Genomic DNA, 24488 nt, shown 5'->3' with positions numbered 1-24488 from the left:
CCCGAAGGATTTCCCACTCAAGGGGTGCGGGCCTGAAGACCGCGGGCCGGGGACGAACGCCCACCGGGTGCCTGGCCGGTGCCCCACTGACACTTCCCGGAAGATTCCCGTACGTCCGCCTCAGCGCTGCCTTACGACAGATGGGGCGACGAGTACTCTGGGACTCGCTTCCGGTCCTCCCGGCGGGAGGCGCACAGCATTGGCACTCAACCGAGCAACCCCGACAGTCTGCCACACGGGACGCGGCCCTGGCCAATCGGCCCGAGAGCGTATCAGCGCACACGGAGAAGCGGTCCTCGGCCCGGTGGTAACCGGGCCGAGGACCGCTTCGGGAGAGGCTGGGCTCAGTCCTCGCTCAGTCCTCCGCGTCGATGAAGCGACTGCTCAGGACCTCTTCGGACTGGGCCGCGTCACCGTGGACCGCCGCCACGCCGACGAAGCCGTTGCCCGCGTGCTCCAGATGGGGCAGGGCGTAGTAGTTCCGGCGGCGCTGCTCCGCCGGTGTGGCGAGCGCCGACCGCTCGGCCGCGACGGACCGCGGGCCGTCCGTCGGAGCGCAGTACGGGACCACGCTGCTCAGCCGGCCCACGATCTGGATGCCGGGAACGGTGATCGTCGTGCCGTCGAAGGTCAAAGGTCGAGGTGAAGGTGCGCATCGAGGAGCGGTTCTGGTGCCTGCCCGACAGCGAAAACGGCCCCCCGGTGGTGTGGGACGCCACCTCCCTCAATCCGCACCAGCGTTCCCTGGTGCACGCGGTCGCGCACCGCCGCGACGCGCTGATCACGCACGCGGTGGTACTGGTCGACGAGGATGAACTCGTCCGGCGCAATGCCGTACGGCCGCACCCGGTGCCGCCGCGGGTCCTCACCGCGCAGCTGCACCGGTTCGTACCGCCGTACCCCGGCCAGACGCTCCGCACCTGGTACATCGGGGCGGGCGGCACCGTCGAGGAGGAGGCGTAGATGCGCACCAGCGAGGAGATCTACCACCGGGTGCGCTGGGACCCGCGGTTCGACCCGGCCCGCTTCGTGCTCGGGATCAACCAGCGCGGCGCACCACCCGAGCGGATCCCGCTGTCCGCGTTCGTGCCCGGCGGCGACATCCCGTGGCACCGGGTGCTGTTCTTCGAGGCGGACGGCGAGGTGGTCTGGGACCGGTCCGTGGGCGTGGACCGTATCGACGCGACGGACGCCGGGCGGGTGCGCGAGCCGCGACGGCTGCGGGCCCCGTTCTTCACGGCCCGTACGCCGTACGCATGGGATGAGGCGGGCGGCTGGCTTCCGGCGGATACGCCCCGGGGCCCGGGCGGTGGCGTGCCGGTCCCGGCCGCTGGGGTGCCGGTCCGGGCCGCTGGGGTGCGCGTACTGACCTGGAACGCGCTGTGGGACCGGTACGACAGCGACCGCATCGACACCGCCCGGCGCAGGCTGCTGCTGCCCGCCGCCCTTGAGGACGCCGACGCGGACGTCATCGCGCTCCAGGAGGTGGAGGCGGAGCTGCTCGCCGTGCTGCTGCGGACGCCGTGGGTGCGTGAGGCGTACACCGTCTCCGCCGATCCGGCCGGGCGGGACGTGGCGGAGAGCGGGCTGCTGCTGCTCAGCCGGTTGCCCGTACGGGAGGCGGGGGTGCATGTCCTCGGCCCGCACAAGGCCCTCACGGCGCTGGTCGTGGAGAGCGCGGGCGGCCCGCTCGTGGTCGCCGCGACGCATCTGAGCAGCGACCACTCCGAGAACGGCCCGGCGCGGAGGGAGGCCGAACTGACCAGGATCGCCGAGGGTCTGGCGGGCGTCGAGGGCGATCTGATCCTGCTGGGCGACTTCAACGACGGGGGCCCGGGCCCCGCCCGGGCGCTGGGGATGCGCGACGCGTGGAGCGAGGTCCACGGGCCGGGCGACGCGACGCCGACGTTCGACCCGGGCGTCAATCCGCTGGCGGCCGTCTCCTCGCTGTCCGGGCGAGCCTCCCGGCTGGACCGGGTGCTGCTGCGCGCCGATGCCGGAAGGCTGCGGGCGGCCGGGGCGGTGCTGGTGGGCGATACGCCGACTCCGGACGGGCTGTACATCTCCGATCACTTCGGCGTGTCGGTGGAGCTGCGCGCCGATGAGTCCGGCCGTGTCCTCGCCGTACGGCCCACTGCCCGTACGGCGTGGCGTGGCTGCCGCCGCCGGCGCTGTGGCCGCTGATCCAGGACATCCGCCGGGACCACGACCCGCAGATCCGCCGGTGGCCGCCGCACCTACCAAGGGGCTTCGCCCCCTACGCCCTGGCGGGCGTGGGGGGACCCCCAGTACGGCCTTCGGCCGTGTCCTCAATCGCCGGCGGGGCTGGAGAATCCAGCCCCGCCGGCGATTGAGGCGCGGGGTTCGGGGCGGAGCCCCGACGGGGGCCCGAGGCGAATGGTCAGCCCCGCCGGCGATTGAGGCGCGGGGGCCTCGGGGGCAGCGCCCCCGACAAGGGCCCCGCGCCGCAGGCAACCCATCGCGCACAATCCCCGTCTAGCTGATCGCGGAGCGGCTCTGACCAGCCCATCCGCCCATTTGGGGAGTTCAACGTACGCAGCATGGGGGGCCTGTCTGCCCGCTGCGAGTAAAGCGGACGGAGCAGGACAGATGAATATCGCGCATGCCCTGGGGCAGGCTGCCGCGCGCCGGATCGGGCCGAGCCGGCGAAACGTGGTGATCGCCACAGGCGCCGTCGCCGGGGCCGTCGCCCTGGCCGGGTGTTCCGTGCCCGCGCCCCGGCGGGCCGCTCTCGCCGCCGATCCCGCGCCCGGTATGCCCATCGCCAGCACCCGCCGCGCGCAGCTGATGCAGATACTCGCCCACCCGGACGACGACCTGTACTTCATGAACCCCGACACCCAGCGGATGCTGGACTCCGGTACTCCGCTCGTCTGCGTGTACGTCACCGCGGGCGAGGCCGACGGCGTCAACAAGATCCCCGACCGACCGCGGCCCGCCGCCGACAAGACCGCGTACTCCTCCGCCCGCCACCAGGGCTTGCGCCAGGCGTACGCCACGCTGCTCGGGCTGCCCAAGTTCACCGACTGGCAGCAGGGCGTGGCCACCCTGCGCGGTGATCAGCGGGCCGAGATCAATGTCCTTGCCAACGGCCCGCGCCGGGTCGAGCTGATCTTCCTGAACCTCGCGATGCACACCGTGCGCGGCGGCCGGATGGGCCTGCCCTCCCTGTGGAAGGACCGCGAGCTCAACCTCCGGACCGTCGTCGCCGACGACTCCCCCGTGCGCAAGGCCGGCTCGTACGACTACGACGAGCTCATCGACGTACTCGTCGGGCTCATGGACCGCTACCGGCCCACGGTCATACAGACGCTGGACCCCGACCCGGACATCCAGCACGGCAGCGAGCGCGTCCGCAAGAAGGACAGCGAGCAGCGCGGCTACTCCGACCACGCGGACCACACCGCCGTGGCGTCCTTCAGCTGGGCGGCCATGGTGCGCTGGGTGGCCGAGTCGACCCACGAGGGCGGTCAGGTTCCCGCCTTCGCCGCCACCGCCTTCCGCGGCTACTACAACCGCCACTGGCCGAAGAACCTGCCCGAGAGCGTGCTCCAGCGCAAGGCCGCGAATCTCCTCCCGTACGGCGGTGACGTGAGCTGGGACTGCGGCAACCCGGCGGGCTGCGGCGACTACAACGTGGGCGGCAAGCGGCCGCTGCACAACCGGAAGGGCTGGGTCCGCTCCACCCATTACCGCTATCCGGGCGCCCGCACGGCCCTGGCCGTCGAGCCGGACGGCAGGCTCGCCGCGTACGGAGTGCTGGGGCTGCGCGCGGTCCGGTGGCGGGAGACTGAGCGCGGCAGCGGCGCGTGGGGGAACCCGGACGACCTCGGCGGCGGGCCGCTCGCGCCCACGCTGGGGGCGGCGACGTTGAAGGACGGCCGGCAGCTGCTCTTCGGGCTGCGGTTCTCGGCGCTCGGTGGGCACGGCGGGGCCAACACCCGCGAGATCGTCCTGCTGGAGCAGCGCGCCGCGGGCGGCGGGTTCCTCCCCTGGCTCGGCCTGGGCAATCCGGAACGCGGCGGCGACCGGGGGCGGCGTATCGGCGTCCCGGTGGCCGTCACCGCCCCCGACGGCCGGGTCCACCTCTTCGTACGCAACGCCGACCAGGGCGTCAGCACCCGCGTCCGCGACGCCGAGGGGCGGTGGGGCGGCTGGCAGGACCTGGCGGGCGGCGAGGAGCGAGACGGCGAGATACAGGACGGGCTGTCCACCATCGTGGACGGCGCCGGGCGGGTCCATGTCTTCGGCGCGGGCCACGACACCGTCCACCACTGGACCCAGGACGCACCCGGGCAGCCGCTGACCCTCCGGGCGGCCGAACCGCTGCCGGTCGCCGTGGGGACCCCCGCCGCGCTCGCGGCCAAGGACGGCGGCATAGAGCTGCTGTACCGCACGGAGCCCACCCCGAAGGCCGAGGGCCGCAGCACCGCATCGCCCGCGCTCACCTCCGTACGCCCCGACGGCACCCGCACACCCGGCGTCCGCTTCGAGGGCTACGGCGCGGTGAGCGCGCTGCCCTCTCCGCGCGGGCCCGTGCTCCTCGGCAAGGACCTCAAGGGCCAGATCCAGCTGCGGGTCGCGGACAGGCTGCTGACCCGCAGCACCGGCGTACTGGCGGCCCTGGACGCGCCCGCTCTGCACATAGGCGGCTCGGGCGCCACTGTCGTGGGCCTGGGGGCGGACGCGCACCCCTGGACCTGGGCGCCCGAGGCAGGCACCGCCGGCTGACAACAGATCCGCACAGCGCCGGTCTTCTGAGACCGCAACGCGGTACGCCCCGCCGTCGAGAGCAACCGAGGGCGGGGCGGAGACAGTTGCAAGGGTCAGCGCTTCGACGCGTACGTCACGAAGTCCGCCCACGCAGCGGACGCAACGGTAAACCGAGGGCCCTGGACGTTCTTCGAGTCACGTATGTACACCGTGCCGCGGGTGGTGGCGACCTCAATGCAGTCGTTTCCGCTGCTGCTGTCGCTGTAGCTGCTCTTGAACCACTCCAGCGTGGAGCCATCCCCCGTAGAAGGCTTGCGGATCATGTCTCTCCCAGCACTTTCTCGATGAAAGCCAGCGACTCCCTTGGGGTGAGAGCCTGGGCCCGGATCATGCCATACCGCAACTCAAGGATCCGGAGCTGTTTAGGGTCGGAGACCGGGCGCCCGTTGAACGCGCCTCCCGAGCGCCCCACGGCCGTACCGTCCTCGAACTTCAGCACCTCAATACCACCGTCCAACCCAGGATGAGTCTCGCAGTTGAGCGGCATCACTTGCAGTGACACGTTTCTCAACTGGCCGACTTCCAGGAGACGTTCGAGCTGACAGCGCAACGCCATTTTGCCTCCGATGGGCCGCCGCAGCGCCGCCTCCTCCTGAACGAAACTGAGTGCTGGTGCCGGCGAGCGGTCGAAGACCGAGCGTCGGGCCATGCGGGCAGCCACACCTCGCTCCACCTCGCCCAGGGAGTACGCAGGCTGTCTTGTCTCAAGCAGGACCCGCGCATGCTCTTCCGTCTGCAACAGGCCGTGAATCCCGTGGTTGGCGTACACCCCAGTTTCGACCGCCTTGGCCTCCATCCGCGCCAGGTCCCGAATCTTCTTGGGGTAGCGAACCTCCGCCACGTCCTTCCTCATGGCGGCGATCAAGCCGCCCGCCGCCAACACCTCGTCCGCCCTGTCCAGATACTCCGGCCGCGGAATCCGCTTGCCGGCCTCGACCTTGTAGACGAGGTCTTCCCCGTACCCGATCGCCAGCCCGAACTCGGCCGCCCCCATCCCCGCCGCCTCGCGCCGCATCTTGAGCTGCCGCCCCACCGTGGCGACGACCGCCGCCCCCGACTCGTCTTCGGGGTCGACCTCCCAACCCGGCTCATCCGGCTCACCGCTGGGCTCCGTACCGCCCGCTTCCACCGTCGTCCGCACCCGGACCCACCTCCGATGTACCGCCGTATCCGCCCCATCCGAGACGACGCCCCCGCCCGTACGGCCGCTCCGGACAGGCCCGACAACGTCGGAGAAGCTCCGGACCATCACCATACGTAACCGGTTCGTCACTGGTCAGCGTATGCACGCCGCCGCCACGCTGGCGGCGTGAACGAGAAAACCACCCAACTCGGTGCCCCCACTCGCCCCTTCACCGTGCTGCTCTCCCCCACCCGGCGCGGCGCGCGTCTCGCCCGGCTGCTCACCGCCGCGCAACTACGTGAGTGGAACATTGCGTGCGGGGTGATCGAGCGGGCGGAACATGTCGTCGCGGAACTCGCCGCCAACGCGGCCATGCACGGCCGGGTGCCGGGCCGGGACTTCCGCCTGACGCTCTCCACGACGGACGACGGCCGGGTACTCCGCGTCGAGGTGACCGACACCCGCCACGACCACCTCCCGGACACCCGCCGCCCCCACCGGCCCTCCCCCGACGACGAGTCGGGGCGCGGACTGCTGCTGGTTGAAGCCCTGTCCGACCGGTGGGGCGTCACGCCGGGGCTCGTACCGCGCAAAACGGTGTGGGCGGAACTGGACCTCGTACCGCGCGTACCGGCGGAGGCCGCCTCGGCCGCCGGGGCACCTCCTCACCCCATCGGGTGAAAACACCAACGACGAAGCGGTCGGCCTGAGCCGTCGGGGGCCTGCCGTCACCGCCCGCTCCGCCGAAGAGGTCTTCACCGAGGAAGTAGCCCCGTCGGGACGCCCCAGGACACGCAAAAGGCCCGTACGACCGAAGTCGTACGGGCCCTTCTTGCAGCTCAGCGAGCTACCAGGTCAGATCGACAAACTACTTGTTGATCTTGATGACCTGGCCGGCGCCCACGGTCCGGCCACCCTCACGGATGGCGAACTTGAGGCCCTCCTCCATGGCGACGGGCTGGATCAGCTCGACGGTCATGACGGTGTTGTCGCCCGGCATGACCATCTCGGTGCCCTCGGGGAGGGTCACAACGCCGGTCACGTCCGTCGTACGGAAGTAGAACTGCGGGCGGTAGTTGTTGAAGAAGGGGGTGTGACGGCCACCCTCGTCCTTCGACAGGATGTAGGCCTGGGCCTCAAAGCTGGTGTGCGGCGTGACCGAACCCGGCTTGATGATGACCTGGCCGCGCTCGACGTCCTCGCGCTTGATGCCACGGAGGAGCAGACCGACGTTCTCGCCCGCCTGGCCCTCGTCGAGCAGCTTGCGGAACATCTCGATGCCGGTGACCGTGGTGGTGGTCTTCTCGGTCTTGATACCGACGATGTCGACGGTCTCGTTGACCTTGAGGACGCCACGCTCGATACGACCGGTGACGACGGTGCCACGACCGGTGATCGTGAAGACGTCCTCGATCGGCATCAGGAACGGCTTCTCGACGTCACGCTCGGGCTGCGGGATGGACTCGTCCACCGCGGCCATGAGCTTGAGGATCGACTCGCCCCACTCCTTGTCGCCCTCCAGAGCCTTGAGCGCCGAGACGCGTACGACCGGAAGGTCGTCGCCCGGGAACTCGTACTCGGAGAGGAGCTCACGGACCTCGAGCTCAACGAGCTCCATGATCTCCTCGTCGTCCACCATGTCGGCCTTGTTCAGCGCGACAACGATGTACGGAACACCGACCTGGCGGGCCAGGAGCACGTGCTCCTTGGTCTGCGGCATCGGGCCGTCAGTGGCGGCGACCACGAGAATGGCACCGTCCATCTGCGCCGCACCCGTGATCATGTTCTTGATGTAGTCCGCGTGACCGGGGCAGTCGACGTGCGCGTAGTGACGCGAGGCCGTCTGGTACTCGACGTGCGCGATCGAGATCGTGATACCGCGCTGGCGCTCCTCGGGAGCCTTGTCGATCTGGTCGAAGGCCGAGGCCTCGTTCAGGTCCGGGAACGCGTCGTGCAGCACCTTGGTAATGGCGGCCGTGAGGGTCGTCTTACCGTGGTCGATGTGACCGATGGTGCCGATGTTGACGTGCGGCTTAGTCCGCTCGAACTTTGCCTTCGCCACTGGGTCCTCCTGCGGAGTGGTTCTGTACGCCTTGCTTCATCGGCGCCAGGTGATCTTTGCTGGGATGCCGGTCCCGGGGGCGTCCGCCGCATCGCACGATTGCTCGTGCTTCGCGCCGGACGCCACTCCAGGCACCGGTTACAAGCCTAAAGCGTCTACTCGCGAGAGTTACTCGCCCTTGGCCTTCGCGATGATCTCCTCGGCGACGTTCCGCGGAACCTCGGCGTAGGAGTCGAACTGCATCGAGTAGCTTGCGCGACCCGAGGTCTTGCTGCGGAGGTCTCCGACGTAGCCGAACATCTCCGAGAGGGGCACGAGGCCCTTCACGACGCGAGCGCCGCTGCGCTCGTCCATGGCCTGGATCTGGCCACGGCGCGAGTTGAGGTCGCCGATGACATCGCCCATGTAGTCCTCGGGCGTGGTGACCTCGACGGCCATCATCGGCTCAAGGAGCACGGGAGACGCCCTGCGGGCACCCTCCTTGAACGCCTGCGAACCGGCGATCTTGAAGGCCAGCTCCGAGGAGTCGACCTCGTGGTAACCACCGTCGAGAAGGGTGATGCGAACACCGACCATCTCGTAACCGGCCAGGATGCCGAACTTCATGGCTTCCTGGGCGCCCGCGTCCACCGAGGGGATGTACTCCCGGGGGATGCGGCCACCGGTGACCTTGTTCACGAACTCGTAGGTCGCGTCGCCGCCCTCAATGGGCTCCATCGCGATCTGCACCTTCGCGAACTGGCCGGTACCACCAGTCTGCTTCTTGTGCGTGTAGTCGATACGCTCGACGGTCTTGCGGATCGTCTCGCGGTACGCGACCTGGGGCTTGCCGACGTTCGCCTCGACGCGGAACTCGCGCCGCATGCGGTCGACGAGGACCTCAAGGTGGAGCTCGCCCATACCACCGATGATGGTCTGGCCGGTCTCCTCGTCCGAGTGGACCTGGAAGGAGGGGTCCTCCTCCGCGAGACGCTGGATGGCGACACCCAGCTTCTCCTGGTCACCCTTGGTCTTCGGCTCGATCGCGACCTGAATGACCGGCGCCGGGAAGTCCATGGACTCCAGGATCACCGGGTTCTTGTCGTCGCACAGCGTCTCACCAGTGGTGGTCTGCTTCAGGCCCATGACGGCGACGATGTCACCGGCACCCACCGACTCGATCTCCTCACGCTTGTTCGCGTGCATACGGTAGATCTTGCCGATGCGCTCCTTCTTGCCCTTCGTCGGGTTCAGCACCGCGGTGCCGGACGTCAGGCGGCCGGAGTAGATCCGGATGAAGGTGAGCTTGCCCAGGTGCGGGTCGCTCGCGATCTTGAAGGCCAGCGCGGCCAGCGGCTCGTCGTCCGAGGGCTTGCGCGTGACGACCTTCTCCGCGTCCTTGACGTCGTGGCCGTCAATGCCTTCGACGTCGAGGGGAGAGGGCAGGTAGCGCACAACCGCGTCGAGCAGGGGCTGGACGCCCTTGTTCTTGAACGCGGTACCGCAGAAGACGGGGGTGACGGTGGTGCCGCCGCCCTTGCCGGACGCGATGGTGATACGACGGATCGCGGCGTAGAGCTGCTCCTCGGTGGGCTCCTGGCCCTCCAGGTACATCTCCATCATCTCGTCGTCGTTCTCGGAGACGGCCTCAAGGAGCTTGCCGCGCCACTCCTCGGCAGCCTCCGTGTGCGTGCCCGGGATGTCGAGAACGTCGTACATCTCGCCCTTGGTGGCCTCGGCGGACCACACCAGAGCCTTCATACGAACGAGGTCGATGACGCCCTTGAAGTCCGCCTCGGCACCGATCGGGAGCTGCATCACGATCGGGGTCGCGCCGAGGCGGTCGCTGATCATGTCGACACAGCGGTGGAACTCGGCACCGGTGCGGTCGAGCTTGTTGACGAAGCAGATACGCGGCACGCCGTAGCGGTCCGCCTGTCGCCAGACAGTCTCGGACTGCGGCTCGACGCCGGCTACACCGTCGAACACCGTGACGGCACCGTCCAGCACGCGGAGCGAACGCTCCACCTCGACCGTGAAGTCGACGTGACCGGGGGTGTCGATGATGTTGATGGTGTGATCGACGTCCTCGAGCGGCCAGTGGCAGGTCGTCGCGGCGGACGTGATCGTGATGCCGCGCTCCTGCTCCTGCTCCATCCAGTCCATCGTGGCAGCGCCGTCGTGGACCTCACCGATCTTGTAGCTCACACCGGTGTAAAACAGGATGCGCTCGGTGGTCGTCGTCTTGCCCGCGTCGATATGGGCCATGATCCCAATGTTGCGGACCTTGGCCAGGTCAAGCGAAGTGGTGGCCATAAGGCTCAATCTTCTCTCGGTCTCGATGTGGGTAGCGACTACCAGCGGTAGTGCGCGAAGGCCTTGTTCGACTCGGCCATCTTGTGCGTGTCCTCACGCTTCTTGACCGCAGCGCCGAGGCCGTTGGAGGCATCGAGCAGTTCGTTCATGAGGCGTTCGGTCATGGTCTTCTCGCGGCGGGCGCGGGAGTAACCCACGACCCAGCGCAGCGCGAGCGTGGCGGCGCGACCAGGCTTGACCTCGATCGGCACCTGGTAGGTCGCGCCACCGACACGGCGGGACTTGACCTCAAGAGCGGGCTTGACGTTCTCAAGCGCGCGCTTCAGCGTGATGACCGGGTCGGCATTGGTCTTCTCGCGAAGACCTTCCATGGCGCCGTAAACAATCCGCTCGGCGGTGGAACGCTTACCGTTGAGCAGCAGCTTATTGATCAGCGAGGTGACAAGAGGAGAACCGTAGACCGGGTCGATGATGACCGGGCGCTTCGGGGCGGGGCCCTTACGAGGCATGTCTTACTTCTCCTTCTTGGCGCCGTAGCGGCTGCGGGCCTGCTTGCGGTTCTTGACACCCTGGGTGTCGAGGGAGCCGCGGATGATCTTGTAGCGAACACCCGGCAGGTCCTTCACACGGCCACCACGCACGAGCACGATGGAGTGCTCCTGCAGGTTGTGTCCCTCACCCGGAATGTAAGCGGTGACCTCGATGCCGGAGGTCAGACGCACACGCGCGACCTTCCGCAGCGCCGAGTTCGGCTTCTTCGGGGTGGTCGTGAACACACGCGTGCACACGCCACGGCGCTGAGGGGAACCCTCGAGGGCAGGCGTCTTGTTCTTCTCAACCTTGTCCTGCCGGCCCTTCCGGACCAGCTGCTGGATCGTAGGCACTACTTCTCCGGTTTCTGTGTGCCGTATGTGAAACTAACCTGGAACACTCGCCGACCCACGCGGTCGGGTGTGTCGAACACTGCACGCTCCAGCCGTAAGGCGAGAGAGCGCAGATTGCGGTGGCCTTTTCGTTCAGACTCGCCATGCGGCTGAAGACACGCACACGAGCCCAGGCACACCCCAGGCACAAGGACAGAGCGTACCTACCGCATCGGCTCTGGTCAAAACAAATGCACACGCGCGGGACGCACCACCCCGCAATGTACGACACAGGGCGGCCATCCGCGAAGGATGACCGCCCTGTGACCGTACGCTGCGTCATTCCGGGGGATGCCCCCGGAACCTTCAGCTCTTACTGGTTGTACGGACCGTAGTCGTAGTCCTCCAGCGGCACGGCCTGGCCGGAACCGGTCGAGAACGGCGAGTAGTCGATGTCGTCGTAGCCGACGGCCGAGTACATCGCGGCCTTGGCCTCCTCGGTGGGCTCCACCCGGATGTTGCGGTAGCGGGACAGGCCCGTACCCGCCGGGATGAGCTTACCGATGATGACGTTCTCCTTGAGGCCGATCAGGGAGTCCGACTTGGCGTTGATCGCCGCGTCGGTCAGAACCCTGGTCGTCTCCTGGAAGGACGCCGCCGACAGCCACGACTCGGTGGCCAGCGAGGCCTTGGTGATACCCATCAGCTGCGGACGGCCGGAGGCGGGGTGTCCGCCCTCGGTGACCACACGACGGTTCTCGGTCTCGAACTTCGAGCGCTCGACGAGCTCGCCCGGCAGCAGCTCCGCGTCGCCGGACTCGATGATCGTCACACGGCGCAGCATCTGCCGGATGATGATCTCGATGTGCTTGTCGTGGATCGACACACCCTGCGAGTTGTAGACCCGCTGGACTTCGCCGACCAGGTGGACCTGGACCGCGCGCTGACCGAGGATCCGCAGCACGTCGTGCGGGTTGGTGGCGCCGACGGTGAGCTTCTGGCCCACCTCGACCCGGTCTCCGTCGGCCACCAGCAGACGGGCACGCTTGGAGATCGGGAAGGGCGTCTCCTCGCTGCCGTCGTCGGGGGTGACGACCAGCTTCTTGGTCTTCTCGGTCTCCTCGATCCGCACGCGGCCCTGGGCCTCGGAGATCGGGGCGACACCCTTGGGCGTACGGGCTTCGAAGAGCTCGACGACTCGGGGCAGACCCTGGGTGATGTCGTCACCGGCCACACCACCGGTGTGGAAGGTACGCATCGTCAGCTGGGTACCGGGCTCACCGATGGACTGGGCGGCGATGATGCCGACCGCCTCACCGATGTCCACCAGCTTGCCGGTGGCGAGCGAACGGCCGTAGCAGTACGCACAGGTGCCGACCGCGGACTCGCAGGTCAGGACCGAGCGGGTCTTGACCTCCGTGACGCCCGCGGCGACGACCGCGTCGATGAGCACATCGCCCAGGTCGACATTCGCCGGCGCGATGACCTTGCCGTCGACAACGACGTCCTCGGCGAGCATCCGCGCGTACACGGACGTCTCGACGTCCTCCGCCTTGCGCAGGACACCGTCGGTGCCGCGCTCGGCGATCCGCAGCTTGAGGCCGCGGTCGGTGCCGCAGTCCAGCTCGCGGATGATGACGTCCTGCGAGACGTCCACCAGACGACGGGTGAGGTAGCCCGAGTCGGCGGTACGCAGGGCGGTGTCCGCCAGACCCTTACGGGCACCGTGCGTGGAGATGAAGTACTCCAGCACGGACAGACCCTCACGGAACGACGCCTTGATCGGCCGCGGGATGGTCTCGTTCTTGGCGTTGGACACCAGACCACGCATACCGGCGATCTGACGCATCTGCATCATGTTTCCACGAGCACCCGAGTTGACCATCATGAAGATGGGGTTGGTCTTCGGGAAGTTCGCGTTCATCGCCTCGGCGACCTCGTTGGTCGCCTTGGTCCAGATCGCGATGAGCTCCTGCGTACGCTCGTCCTTGGTGATCAGACCGCGCTCGTACTGCTTCTGGACCTTCTCGTCCAGGTCCTCGTAGCCCCTGACGATGGCCTTCTTGGCCTCCGGGACGACGATGTCCGAGACGGCGACGGTGACGCCGGAACGGGTCGCCCAGTGGAAGCCGGCCGCCTTCAGGTTGTCGAGCGTCGCCGCCACGATGACCTTGGGGTAGCGCTCGGCCAGATCGTTGACGATCTCGGAGAGCTGCTTCTTGCCCACCGAGTAGTCGACGAAGGGGTAGTCCTCCGGCAGCAGCTCGTTGAAGAGCGCGCGGCCCAGGGTCGTACGCAGCCGGAAGCTGTCGCCCTGCTGCCACTCACTGCCCGCGAAGCCGCCCTCGGACGCGGCGCCCTCGTTCCCCGTCAGCGGGGTCCAGCCGCGCGGCGGGATGGTGCCCACCGGGAAGCGGATGTCGACCTTCGCCTGGAGCGAGAGCCCCTTGGCGTCGAACGCCATGATCGCCTCGGCGGTGGAGCCGAAGGACCGGCCCTCGCCGATGACCTTGCGCTCTTCCTCGTCGGTCGTGAGGAAGAACAGACCGAGCACCATGTCCTGGGTCGGCATGGTGACCGGACGGCCGTCGGCCGGCTTGAGGATGTTGTTCGAGGACAGCATCAGGATGCGGGCCTCGGCCTGCGCCTCCGCGGAGAGCGGAAGGTGCACGGCCATCTGGTCACCGTCGAAGTCCGCGTTGAACGCGGTGCAGACGAGCGGGTGGATCTGGATGGCCTTGCCCTCGACCAGCTGCGGCTCGAAGGCCTGGATGCCCAGGCGGTGCAGGGTCGGCGCACGGTTCAGCAGCACCGGGTGCTCGGCGATGACCTCTTCGAGGACGTCGTACACGACGGTGCGGCCACGCTCGACCATGCGCTTGGCCGACTTGATGTTCTGCGCGTGGTTCAGGTCCACCAGGCGCTTCATCACGAACGGCTTGAAGAGCTCCAGCGCCATGGCCTTGGGCAGACCGCACTGGTGCAGCTTGAGCTGCGGGCCGACGACGATGACGGAACGCGCCGAGTAGTCGACTCGCTTGCCGAGCAGGTTCTGGCGGAAACGGCCCTGCTTGCCCTTGAGCATGTCGCTCAGGGACTTCAGAGGCCGGTTGCCGGGACCGGTGACCGGGCGACCGCGGCGACCGTTGTCGAACAGCGCGTCGACGGCCTCCTGCAGCATCCGCTTCTCGTTGTTCACGATGATCTCGGGGGCACCGAGGTCAAGGAGACGCTTGAGGCGGTTGTTGCGGTTGATCACACGGCGGTACAGGTCGTTCAGGTCGGAGGTCGCGAAGCGGCCACCGTCCAGCTGCACCATCGGACGCAGGTCCGGCGGGATCACCGGCACGCAGTCCAGCACCATGCCCTTCGGGCTGTTGCTGGTCTGCAGGAACGCGGAGACGACCTTGAGGCGCTTGAGCGCGCGGGTCTTCTTCTGGCCCTTGCCGGTGCGGATGATGTCGCGAAGCCGCTCGGCCTCTTCCGCGAGGTCGAAGGACTCCAGGCGCCTCTGGAGCGCCGCGGCGCCCATCGAGCCGTCGAAGTACGTGCCGAAACGGTCACGCAGCTCGCGGTAGAGCAGCTCGTCGCCCTCCAGGTCCTGGACCTTGAGGTTCTTGAAGCGGCTCCACACCTCGTCGAGGCGGTCGATCTCACGCTGCGCACGGTCACGCAGCTGCTTCATCTCACGCTCGGCGCCTTCGCGCACCTTGCGGCGCACGTCGGCCTTGGCGCCCTCGGCCTCCAGCTCGGCCAGGTCGGTCTCGAGCTTCTTGGCGCGGGCTTCGAGATCCGAGTCGCGACGGTTCTCGACCTGCTGACGCTCGACGGAGACATGCGCCTCCAGCGAGGGCAGGTCGCGCGTCCGGCGCTCCTCGTCCACGAAGGTGATCATGTACGCGGCGAAGTAGATGACCTTTTCGAGGTCCTTCGGCGCGAGGTCGAGCAGGTAGCCGAGGCGCGACGGGACACCCTTGAAGTACCAGATGTGGGTGACGGGCGCGGCCAGCTCAATGTGGCCCATCCGCTCACGACGCACCTTGGCGCGAGTGACCTCGACGCCGCAGCGCTCGCAGATGATGCCCTTGAAGCGGACACGCTTGTACTTGCCGCAGTAGCACTCCCAGTCCCGGGTCGGACCGAAGATCTTCTCGCAGAAGAGTCCGTCCTTTTCGGGCTTGAGCGTGCGGTAGTTGATGGTCTCCGGCTTCTTGACTTCGCCGTGCGACCAGGTCCGGATGTCGTCCGCGGTGGCAAGGCCGATCCGCAGCTCGTCGAAGAAGTTGACGTCGAGCACTTGTCGTCAATCCCTCTTTCGGGGTCGAGTCTCAATCAATGGTCTGAACGGGCCGGGGGGAGAGCCGGCCGTCCTGTGAGGGACGGCCGGCCAACCCGTCAGACCTCTTCGACGCTGCTCGGCTCGCGCCGGGACAGGTCGATACCGAGCTCTTCCGCTGCACGGAAGACGTCCTCGTCGGTGTCGCGCATCTCGATGGACATGCCGTCCGAGGACAGCACCTCCACGTTGAGGCAGAGCGACTGCATTTCCTTGATGAGCACCTTGAAGGACTCAGGGATGCCGGGCTCGGGGATGTTCTCGCCCTTGACGATGGCCTCGTAGACCTTCACGCGGCCGGTGACGTCGTCGGACTTGATGGTCAGCAGCTCCTGGAGTGCGTAAGCGGCGCCATAAGCCTCCAGCGCCCACACCTCCATCTCACCGAAGCGCTGGCCGCCGAACTGGGCCTTACCACCCAGCGGCTGCTGGGTGATCATCGAGTACGGGCCGGTCGAACGGGCGTGCAGCTTGTCGTCGACCAGGTGGTGGAGCTTGAGGATGTACATGTAGCCGATCGAGACCGGCTCCGGGAACGGCTCGCCGGAGCGGCCGTCGTACAGGTTCGCCTTGCCGGACGGCTGCACCATGCGGTTGCCGTCGCGGTTGGGGATCGTGTGGTTGAAGAGACCGGTGATCTCGTCCTCGCGCGCACCGTCGAAGACCGGCGTGGCGACGTTCGTACCGGGCTGGACCTCGTCCGCGCCGATGGTACGGAGCCGTTCCATCCAGTCCTCGTTGCCGTCGACCTTCCAGCCCTGACTGGCGAGCCAGCCGAGGTGGATTTCGAGGACCTGTCCCGGGTTCATTCGGGACGGGACACCCAGCGGGTTGAGGATGATGTCGACCGGGGTGCCGTCCTCCAGGAACGGCATGTCCTCGATCGGCAGGATCTTCGAGATGACGCCCTTGTTGCCGTGACGGCCGGCGAGCTTGTCACCATCGGTGATCTTGCGCTTCTGCGCAACGTAGACACGAACCAGCTGGTTCACACCCGGCGGCAGCTCGTCGCCCTCTTCGCGGTCGAAGACGCGCACACCGATGATCTTGCCGGTCTCGCCGTGCGGCACCTTCAGCGAGGTGTCGCGCACTTCGCGCGCCTTCTCACCGAAGATCGCACGGAGCAGACGCTCCTCCGGCGTCAGCTCGGTCTCGCCCTTGGGCGTGACCTTGCCGACCAGGATGTCGCCGGCGACAACCTCGGCACCGATGCGGATGATGCCGCGCTCGTCGAGGTCCGCGAGGACCTCCTCGGAGACGTTCGGGATGTCCCGGGTGATCTCCTCCGGCCCGAGCTTGGTGTCACGGGCGTCGACCTCGTGCTCCTCGATGTGAATCGAGGAGAGGACGTCGTCCTGTACGAGGCGCTGCGACAGGATGATCGCGTCCTCGTAGTTGTGACCCTCCCACGGCATGAAGGCGACGAGCAGGTTCTTACCGAGCGCCATCTCACCCTGCTCGGTGGCGGGCCCGTCGGCGAGGACCTGTCCTTCGAGCACGCGGGCGCCCTCGTCGACGACAACCTTCTGGTTGACCGAGGTGCCCTGGTTGGAGCGGGAGAACTTCGCGATGCGGTACGTGGTGTACGTGCCGTCGTCGTTGGCGACGGTGATGTAGTCCGCGGAGACCTCCTGGACCACACCCGTCTTCTCCGCCTTGATGACGTCACCGGCGTCGACCGCGCAGCGGTACTCCATGCCGGTGCCGACGAGCGGCGCCTCGGACGTGATCAGCGGCACGGCCTGACGCATCATGTTCGCGCCCATGAGGGCACGGTTGGCGTCGTCGTGCTCGAGGAACGGGATCATGGCGGTCGCGACCGACACCATCTGGCGCGGCGAGACGTCCATGTAGTCCACGTCGGAGCCCGGGACGTAGTCGACCTCGCCGCCACGGCGGCGGACCAGGACACGCGCTTCGGCGAAGCGCATGTCGTCGGTCAGCGCGGCGTTGGCCTGCGCGATGACGAATCGGTCTTCCTCGTCGGCGGTCAGGTAGTCGACATCGTCGGTCACCTGGTCGTCGACGACCCTGCGGTACGGCGTCTCGATGAAGCCGAACGCGTTGACCCGGCCGTAGGAGGCCAGCGAGCCGATCAGGCCGATGTTCGGGCCTTCCGGCGTCTCGATCGGGCACATGCGGCCGTAGTGCGACGGGTGTACGTCACGGACCTCGAAGCCGGCCCGCTCACGGGAGAGACCACCCGGGCCGAGGGCGTTGAGACGACGCTTGTGCGTCAGGCCCGACAGCGAGTTGTTCTGGTCCATGAACTGGGACAGCTGGCTGGTGCCGAAGAACTCCTTGATGGAGGCGACGACCGGCCGGATGTTGATCAGGGTCTGCGGCGTGATCGCCTCGACGTCCTGGGTGGTCATGCGCTCGCGCACGACACGCTCCATACGGGCGAGACCCGTACGGACCTGGTTCTGGATCAGCTCGCCGACGTTGCGGATACGACGGTTGCCGAAGTGGTCGATGTCGTCGGTCTCGACCATGATCGAGCGACCGGACTCACCGACCGTCTCGGTCTCACCGGCATGAAGCTTGACCAGGTACTTGATGGTCGCGATGATGTCGTCGCTGGTGAGGACACCAGCGTTGAGGGGCTCATTGCCGCCGAGCTTCTTGTTCACCTTGTAGCGGCCGACCTTGGCGAGGTCGTAGCGCTTCGGGTTGAAGTAGAGGTTCTCGAGCAGCGTCTGAGCGGCCTCGCGCGTCGGGGGCTCGCCAGGACGCAGCTTGCGGTAAATGTCGAGCAGCGCGTCGTCCTGGCCCTGGGTGTGATCCTTCTCCAGGGTGGCGCGCATCGACTCGTACTCGCCGAACTCCTCAAGGATCTGCTCAGTGGTCCAGCCGAGAGCCTTGAGCAGCACGGTGACGGACTGCTTGCGCTTGCGGTCGATGCGTACACCGACCATGTCGCGCTTGTCGATCTCCATCTCGAGCCAGGCACCCCGGGACGGGATGATCTTGGAGGTGAAGATGTCCTTGTCGGACGTCTTGTCGATGTTGGAGTCGAAGTAGACACCCGGCGAGCGGACCAGCTGCGACACCACGACACGCTCGGTGCCGTTGATGACGAACGTGCCCTTGCCCGTCATGAGCGGGAAGTCGCCCATGAAAACAGTCTGGGACTTGATCTCGCCGGTCTCGTTGTTGGTGAACTCGGCGGTGACGAAGAGCGGGGCGGCGTACGTGAAGTCGCGCTCCTTGCACTCATCAATGGAGTTCTTCGGAGGCTCGAAGCGGTGGTCGCGGAAAGTCAGCGACATCGACCCGGAGAAGTCCTCAATCGGAGAGATCTCCTCGAAGATCTCCTCCAGGCCGGACTTGGTGGGGACATCCTGTCCGCTGTCCAAAGCCGCCTCGACACGAGCCTTCCAGGCGGCGTTGCCGAGCAGCCAGTCAAAGCTCTCGGTCTGCAGCGCGAGGAGGTTCGGAACCTCGAGGGGCTCCTTGATCTTTGCAAAAGAGATGCGCAGCGGGGCGGTGCTGGCGCCGTTGTTCGTATTCGAGGTCGAGGCGTTGCGCGAGGCGGCCAAGAGGGGGTCCTTCCGAGGGCTCGGACTCACTACGCGCGTACCGGTCCCATGCTGGGCACAGAGGAAGAAATCCCAGATGAGGGGTTTCGATCTCGATGCTCTTGCGTGGGGATGCCCCTGGTGACGGGCAGGGGGCAGTTAACAGGCAGCGCAAAGGGTCAGTGTAGCCACTTGGCACACTGATGTCCAGTGCGGGTTTTCGAGACCCTCGTTGTTCTCAACTCCGCGGCAAGCCCTCGCGCCAAGTGGCGCACATCGTTACTGCCCATTCGGTCGCCGATCCATGCCTCGGATCCCGGATCGTTGTGGCGACGCGTCCTGAGAATTGCGCGCCGCGTGCGGTTCGTCAAGGCCCCCCAACCCAATCCGGCTGCTGCGATCTTCACCGACCAGCGTCGGGGGCACGCGGCGAAGATCACGATACCTGCCCAAAGCGGAGGATCAAGGCTTGGGTGGAAATGCCCCGCGGGAACGACGAAGGGCGACCACCCGTATGGGTGATCGCCCTTCGCTGTACACCGTGCAGCCCTAAACGGAACCGGAGTCACAAGCTCCGAAACGGAGCGGGGACACCCGAGCCCGGGAGGCTCCAGTCGCCGACTGAGGAGGTTACTTGACCTCGACCGAGGCGCCGGCGGCCTTGAGGGACTCGGCAGCCTTGTCGGCGGCCTCCTTGGCGACCTTCTCGAGAACGGGCTTCGGAGCGCCGTCGACGAGGTCCTTGGCCTCCTTCAGGCCCAGCGAGGTCAGCTCACGCACGACCTTGATGACCTGGATCTTCTTCTCGCCCGCACCGAGCAGGACGACGTCGAACTCGTCCTGCTCCGGCTCGGCCTCAACCGCGGCGGCAGCGCCACCGGCGGCAACGGCGACCGGGGCGGCAGCCTTGACGTCGAACTTCTCCTCGAAGGCCTTGACGAACTCGGAGAGCTCGATGAGGGTCAGGGTCTCGAACTGCGCGAGCAGCTCGTCCTGGGACAGCTTCGCCATGATGGCGTCCTTCCACTATTTCGGCAGGTGCCGGATGTACATGAAGGCGGGCGTACAGGCCCGCTGCGACCGATGCGCGAGAGTTACGCGGCGTCGGTCTCGGCGGAATCCGGTGTACCGGCACCGCCCTGCTCGACCTTGGCGCGAAGCGCGTCCGCGGTGCGGACGAACTCCGACAGCGGGGCCTGGAAAGTCGCCGCGGCCTTGGCCATCGACGCCTTGATTCCACCGGCCACCTTGGCGAGCAGAACCTCGCGGGACTCGAGGTCCGCGAGCTTCTTGATCTCATCAGCGGTCAGCGCCTTACCGTCAAGGACACCGCCCTTGATGATGAGGTTGGGGTTGTCCTTGGCGAAGTCACGAAGACCCTTCGCCGACTCCACCGGGTCACCGGTGACGAAGGCAACCGCCGTCGGACCCGTGAACAGGTCGTCGAGCGTGTTGATCCCGGCCTCATTGGCCGCGATCTTGGTCAGCGTGTTCTTCACCACGGCGTACTGGGCATTCTCACCGAGCGAACGACGCAGCTCCTTGAGCTGCGCCACGGTGAGACCCCGGTACTCGGTCAGCACGGCGGCGTTCGAGCTGCGGAACTGGTCCGTGAGCTCGGCTACCGCGGCAGCCTTGTCGGGCCTTGCCATAGAGCGTCGGCCTCCTTCCGGGTGATGAGGACCGCTCAGAAGGGGCTGGGCATACGAAACGCCCCGGCGCGGGCGCACGGGGCGGAGCTCGACCGGAATAAATTCCGGGAGCTTTCCTCGGTCACCTGCGCAGGTCGTCCGCGAGCTAGCGGATCCTTCGGCCGCCGCGCTCTCTTACGAGGGCACGACAACGACCAGCGGTCTTTGGCTTCGGGGGAACACTACGTGAACGCGGCGACGTCAGGCAAATCGGCCTTACTGGCTGCTTGCCGCGCCCGTTTCTGTGCCCGTTACCGCGCCTTTTCTGTGCGTGCCCGTTGCCGTACCCGTTTACCGTGCTCGCCTACGAGGCGGGGGCCTGCTGCTTGATCAGCTTGGTGAAGTCGATCGTGTCCGCGGTCGGCGGCGCCTCTGCCGACACCTCAGTGCCGTAGCCCGAGTAGAAGACCGTCGAATTGAACGCGCCGGTCTTCAGCTGACCGCTCTCGGTCTTCTTCACCAGCAGGTCGTTCTTGTCGACCCAGATGTCGACCTTCTCGGTGGTGATACCGGCCTTGGTGAGCTGCTCCTTGAGGGCCTGCAGCTGGCCGGCGTCGAGTGTGGAGTTCTTCTGCGTGAGCTCCGCGACGTCAACCGTGCCGGAGTAGTGCGTGGTGGGGACACCCCGTACGTCGTCCTCGCCGACCTTCTTGACGTCGCCCGAGGCGAGCAGGGCCTTCACCGCCTTGTCCGGGGTGGTGTTCTGCATCTGGTCCTTCATGACGTCGCCGGCGGCGCCCATCACCTTGGACAGGTCCTCGTAGCCGTACCGGATCCAGTGCTTGCCGCCCATCTGCGCGGCAAGCGCGTCGCCCATGTTCGCGTAGTACGCATCGCTCAGATAGCGGGCCTTTATGGTGCCGTCGCCGCCAATCTTCTTCATGGCGTCCGCCATGGTGCCGCCGGTGTACTTCATGTCCACAGTGCCGGTGACACCGTCAGTCCACTCCAGGGCGCCGTTCATCGTGAAGGACACGGTGGGGCCCATCATCATCGTGCCGTCGACCTTCGCGGACTTGGCTCCGTCGGTCTGCTGATCGACGGTGCGCAGAGCGGCAATCGGGCTGACGGCGGCCACACCGGCGCCTGCCTTCTTTCCGCCCTCGCTGCCGCTGGAGCCGTCGGAGCTGCCGGAGCCGCCGGAGCCGCTCTGGCAGCCTGCCGCACCAGCGATCGCGGCCACCGCCGCCAGCGTGATGCCTGCGCGCCTGAACCCGGACATGCCCATGAATTCCCCACCCCTTGTGACGTGTTTGAGCTCTGTCAGTCTCATAGCACCGTAACGCAGCCCTGTGACAGTGCGTAGGAAGCACGTACGAATCGCGCACGAACAAAGCCGGCCCCCGCGCCTCGGAAGAGGTGCGGGGGCCGGCTTGAGCTACGCGAGATCCGCGGCTGCCGTCAGTTTCAGACGGCGGCCGGGTCCTCCTCTACGAGGAGGTTACGAGTGCGGTTGGAGTCCAGCGGGATGCCGGGGCCCATCGTCGTCGCCAGGGTCGCCTTCTTGATGTAGCGGCCCTTCGCGGCGGACGGCTTCAGACGAAGGATCTCGTCCAGCGCCGCGGCGTAGTTCTCGACCAGCTTCGTCTCGTCGAAGGAGACCTTGCCGATGATGAAGTGCAGGTTCGAGTGCTTGTCGACGCGGAACTCGATCTTGCCGCCCTTGATGTCGTTCACTGCCTTGGTGACATCGGGGGTGACGGTGCCGGTCTTCGGGTTCGGCATCAGACCACGCGGACCGAGCACGCGGCCGAGGCGGCCGACCTTGCCCATCATGTCCGGGGTGGCGACGACGGCGTCGAAGTCCAGACGGCCCTTCGCGACCTCATCGATCAGTTCGTCGGAGCCGACGATGTCGGCGCCCGCGGCTTCCGCCGCCGCAGCACGGTCACCGGTCGCGAAGACCAGGACCCGGGCGGTCTTGCCGGTGCCGTGCGGAAGGTTGACGGTGCCACGGACCATCTGGTCGGCCTTACGCGGGTCAACGCCCAGGCGGAAGGCGACCTCGACGGTGCCGTCGAACTTGCTGACGGTCGTGTCCTTGGCGATACGGACGGCCTCGAGCGGGGCGTAGTTGCGCTCCCGGTCGATCTTGGCGTCCGCAGCGCGGAGATTCTTGCTGCGCTTCACTTCTGCTCCTGTGGTTCAGGGGTGGAGTCGTGGTGCGGGCCAGCGCTTGGCCCTCCCACTGAAAGGTCGTACGGGGCGTACGGGGCGTACAGAGTCGTACGGCGGAAGCTGGGCTGTCAGCCCTCGACCGTGATGCCCATGGAACGGGCAGTACCCGCGATGATCTTCGACGCGGCGTCGAGGTCATTCGCGTTCAGGTCGGGCATCTTGGCCGTGGCGATCTCGCGGACCTGTGCGCCGGTGAGCTTGGCGACCTTCGTCTTGTGCGGCTCGCCGGAGCCCTTGTCCACGCCCGCGGCCTTGAGGATCAGCTTCGCGGCCGGCGGAGTCTTGGTGATGAAGGTGAAGGAGCGGTCGTCGTAGACCGTGATCTCCACCGGCACGACCATGCCACGCTGCGACTCGGTCGCGGCGTTGTAGGCCTTGCAGAACTCCATGATGTTGACGCCGTGCTGGCCCAGCGCGGGGCCGACCGGCGGCGCCGGGTTGGCGGCGCCCGCGTTGATCTGGAGCTTGATAAGCCCCGTGACCTTCTTCTTCTTCTTGGGAGGCATTGCTCTCTCCGGGTCCTAGTGAGAGTTGTTTTCGCCTGCGAACAGGCATACCGCACCACGATAACGGGTATCAGGGTGCGGCCTGAAACCGAGCAGGTCAGGAGGGCTGCTGGAGCCCGCCTGACCTGGTCGGAAGCTGTGGGTACGAGCTAGTTCTTCTGGATCTGGTCGAAGCTGAGCTCGACCGGAGTCTCGCGGCCGAAGATCTCGACGAGGCCCTTGACCTTCTTCGAGTCGGCGTTGATCTCGTTGATCGTGGCCTGCAGCGTCGCGAACGGGCCGTCGGTGACGGTGACCGAGTCGCCGACCTCGAAGTCCAGCACCTGGACCTCGAGCTTGCGGGCCGGAGCCGGCTTGCCCTCGGCCTCGGCGGCTTCCGCGGCCTCGCGGGCGGCCTTCTCCTCGGCCTCCGGGGCCAGCATCTTGACGATCTCGTCCAGCGTCAGCGGGTACGGGTCGTAGGCGTTGCCCACGAAGCCGGTGACGCCCGGGGTGTTGCGGACGACGCCCCAGGACTCGTTCGTCAGGTCCATGCGGACCAGGACGTAGCCGGGAAGCTTGTTCTGGCGGACGTTCTTACGCTCGCCGTTCTTGATCTGGACGATCTCTTCCTCGGGCACTTCGGCCTGGTAGATGAAGTCCTCGACGTTCAGCGAGACGGTGCGCTGCTCCAGGTTGGCCTTCACGCGCTTCTCGTACCCGGCGTACGTGTGGATGACGTACCACTCGCCGGGCAGGCCGCGGAGCTCCTCGCGGAGAGCGACGACCGGGTCGACCGGGGCCTCGGGCTCTTCGGCCTCTTCGGCTTCAGCCTCTGCGGGCTCTACGGCTTCTTCGGCGCCTTCGACATCGGTGACCTCGTCGGCCTCAATAGCCTCATCGGTCTCGTCAGCCTCATCGGCCTCGACGTGCGTGTCCTCGACGGCCTCATCGACATCGGCGGCGTCGGCAGCTTCGGCCTGGTCCGGCTCCACAGCGTCCGCCGCCTCAACGATGTCGAGATCGCCCTCTACGGACTCGCTCTCACCGGGCCGGGCGGCCTCGTTCAGGTTCGGGTCAGACACGGTGGCTGCTTCTTCCTGGATACAGATGGGTGGAACATGCGAAAGGGACGCCGCT

The 24488-nt window shown here is 67.1% G+C and carries 18 protein-coding genes and 1 pseudogene; 4 read left to right on the top strand and 15 right to left on the bottom strand.

What is annotated here, in order from left to right; translation table 11 throughout:
* Nucleotides 1-355: 355 nt before the first annotated feature.
* The gene (locus ACIHCQ_RS24855; protein WP_399666254.1) at nt 356-634 is read right to left on the bottom strand and encodes a hypothetical protein; all 279 of its coding nucleotides are present in this window, start codon (nt 632-634) and stop codon (nt 356-358) included.
* Between the two features lie 59 nt (nt 635-693).
* Between ACIHCQ_RS24855 and ACIHCQ_RS24850 the strand changes: the two are divergent.
* From ACIHCQ_RS24850 to ACIHCQ_RS24840, 3 genes and pseudogenes are all read left to right on the top strand, one after another.
* Nucleotides 694-963, top strand: a pseudogene (locus ACIHCQ_RS24850) (AAA family ATPase); the annotation flags it as partial.
* Complete coding sequence (locus ACIHCQ_RS24845; protein ID WP_399666251.1) at nt 964-2184, top strand: RNA repair domain-containing protein; 1221 nt, start codon at nt 964-966, stop codon at nt 2182-2184. It abuts the pseudogene before it with no gap.
* A gap of 426 nt (nt 2185-2610) precedes the next feature.
* On the top strand, nt 2611-4752 hold the full coding sequence (locus tag ACIHCQ_RS24840; protein WP_399666248.1) for a PIG-L family deacetylase: 2142 nt from the start codon (nt 2611-2613) through the stop codon (nt 4750-4752).
* A 95-nt stretch (nt 4753-4847) separates the two neighbouring features.
* Here the strand turns inward: ACIHCQ_RS24840 and ACIHCQ_RS24835 are convergent, their stop codons facing one another.
* Together ACIHCQ_RS24835 and ACIHCQ_RS24830 are read right to left on the bottom strand one after the other, a co-directional pair.
* A complete protein-coding gene (locus ACIHCQ_RS24835; RefSeq protein ID WP_399666246.1) occupies nt 4848-5057 on the bottom strand; it encodes a DUF397 domain-containing protein in 210 nt (69 codons plus the stop codon).
* Complete coding sequence (locus ACIHCQ_RS24830) at nt 5054-5935, bottom strand: helix-turn-helix domain-containing protein (protein ID WP_399666243.1); 882 nt, start codon at nt 5933-5935, stop codon at nt 5054-5056. Before ACIHCQ_RS24830 ends, ACIHCQ_RS24835 begins: the two co-directional genes overlap by 4 nt.
* Nucleotides 5936-6103: 168 nt before the next feature.
* Between ACIHCQ_RS24830 and ACIHCQ_RS24825 the strand changes: the two genes are divergently transcribed.
* Complete coding sequence (locus tag ACIHCQ_RS24825; protein WP_399666241.1) at nt 6104-6598, top strand: ATP-binding protein; 495 nt, start codon at nt 6104-6106, stop codon at nt 6596-6598.
* 187 nt (nt 6599-6785) lie between these two features.
* On the opposite strand, the gene tuf is transcribed toward ACIHCQ_RS24825, so the two are convergent.
* From tuf to nusG, 12 genes are all read right to left on the bottom strand, one after another.
* Nucleotides 6786-7979: an elongation factor Tu gene (gene tuf, locus ACIHCQ_RS24820; protein WP_399666238.1), complete on the bottom strand. Its 1194-nt coding sequence runs from the start codon at nt 7977-7979 to the stop codon at nt 6786-6788.
* A gap of 168 nt (nt 7980-8147) precedes the next feature.
* A complete protein-coding gene (gene fusA, locus ACIHCQ_RS24815) occupies nt 8148-10274 on the bottom strand; it encodes an elongation factor G (protein ID WP_399666235.1) in 2127 nt (708 codons plus the stop codon).
* A 38-nt stretch (nt 10275-10312) separates the two neighbouring features.
* Complete coding sequence (rpsG, locus tag ACIHCQ_RS24810; protein WP_399666232.1) at nt 10313-10783, bottom strand: 30S ribosomal protein S7; 471 nt, start codon at nt 10781-10783, stop codon at nt 10313-10315.
* A 3-nt stretch (nt 10784-10786) separates the two neighbouring features.
* Complete coding sequence (rpsL, locus tag ACIHCQ_RS24805; protein ID WP_003948652.1) at nt 10787-11158, bottom strand: 30S ribosomal protein S12; 372 nt, start codon at nt 11156-11158, stop codon at nt 10787-10789.
* 352 nt (nt 11159-11510) lie between these two features.
* Nucleotides 11511-15434 (bottom strand): DNA-directed RNA polymerase subunit beta', encoded by a 3924-nt coding sequence (locus ACIHCQ_RS24800; protein WP_399666228.1) that lies wholly within the window; start codon nt 15432-15434, stop codon nt 11511-11513.
* 98 nt (nt 15435-15532) lie between these two features.
* Nucleotides 15533-19015: a DNA-directed RNA polymerase subunit beta gene (rpoB, locus tag ACIHCQ_RS24795; RefSeq protein WP_399666225.1), complete on the bottom strand. Its 3483-nt coding sequence runs from the start codon at nt 19013-19015 to the stop codon at nt 15533-15535.
* Nucleotides 19016-19624: 609 nt separating this feature from the next.
* Nucleotides 19625-20005 (bottom strand): 50S ribosomal protein L7/L12, encoded by a 381-nt coding sequence (gene rplL, locus ACIHCQ_RS24790; protein WP_399666223.1) that lies wholly within the window; start codon nt 20003-20005, stop codon nt 19625-19627.
* Nucleotides 20006-20088: 83 nt separating this feature from the next.
* Complete coding sequence (rplJ, locus tag ACIHCQ_RS24785) at nt 20089-20646, bottom strand: 50S ribosomal protein L10 (RefSeq protein WP_399666220.1); 558 nt, start codon at nt 20644-20646, stop codon at nt 20089-20091.
* A gap of 343 nt (nt 20647-20989) precedes the next feature.
* Entirely contained in the window at nt 20990-21913 is a 924-nt protein-coding gene (locus ACIHCQ_RS24780) for a hypothetical protein (protein WP_399666217.1), read from the bottom strand.
* Nucleotides 21914-22092: 179 nt separating this feature from the next.
* Entirely contained in the window at nt 22093-22815 is a 723-nt protein-coding gene (gene rplA, locus ACIHCQ_RS24775; RefSeq protein WP_399666214.1) for a 50S ribosomal protein L1, read from the bottom strand.
* A 116-nt stretch (nt 22816-22931) separates the two neighbouring features.
* Nucleotides 22932-23369 (bottom strand): 50S ribosomal protein L11, encoded by a 438-nt coding sequence (gene rplK / locus ACIHCQ_RS24770; protein ID WP_399666211.1) that lies wholly within the window; start codon nt 23367-23369, stop codon nt 22932-22934.
* 149 nt (nt 23370-23518) lie between these two features.
* Nucleotides 23519-24433, bottom strand: coding sequence for a transcription termination/antitermination protein NusG (nusG, locus tag ACIHCQ_RS24765; RefSeq protein ID WP_399666208.1), 915 nt, complete (start codon nt 24431-24433; stop codon nt 23519-23521).
* Between the last annotated feature and the right edge of the window lie 55 nt (nt 24434-24488).

The organism is Streptomyces sp. NPDC052236, from assembly GCF_044548015.1.
Lineage (GTDB): Bacteria > Actinomycetota > Actinomycetes > Streptomycetales > Streptomycetaceae > Streptomyces.
This window is presented reverse-complemented; position numbering and strand designations above follow the sequence as displayed.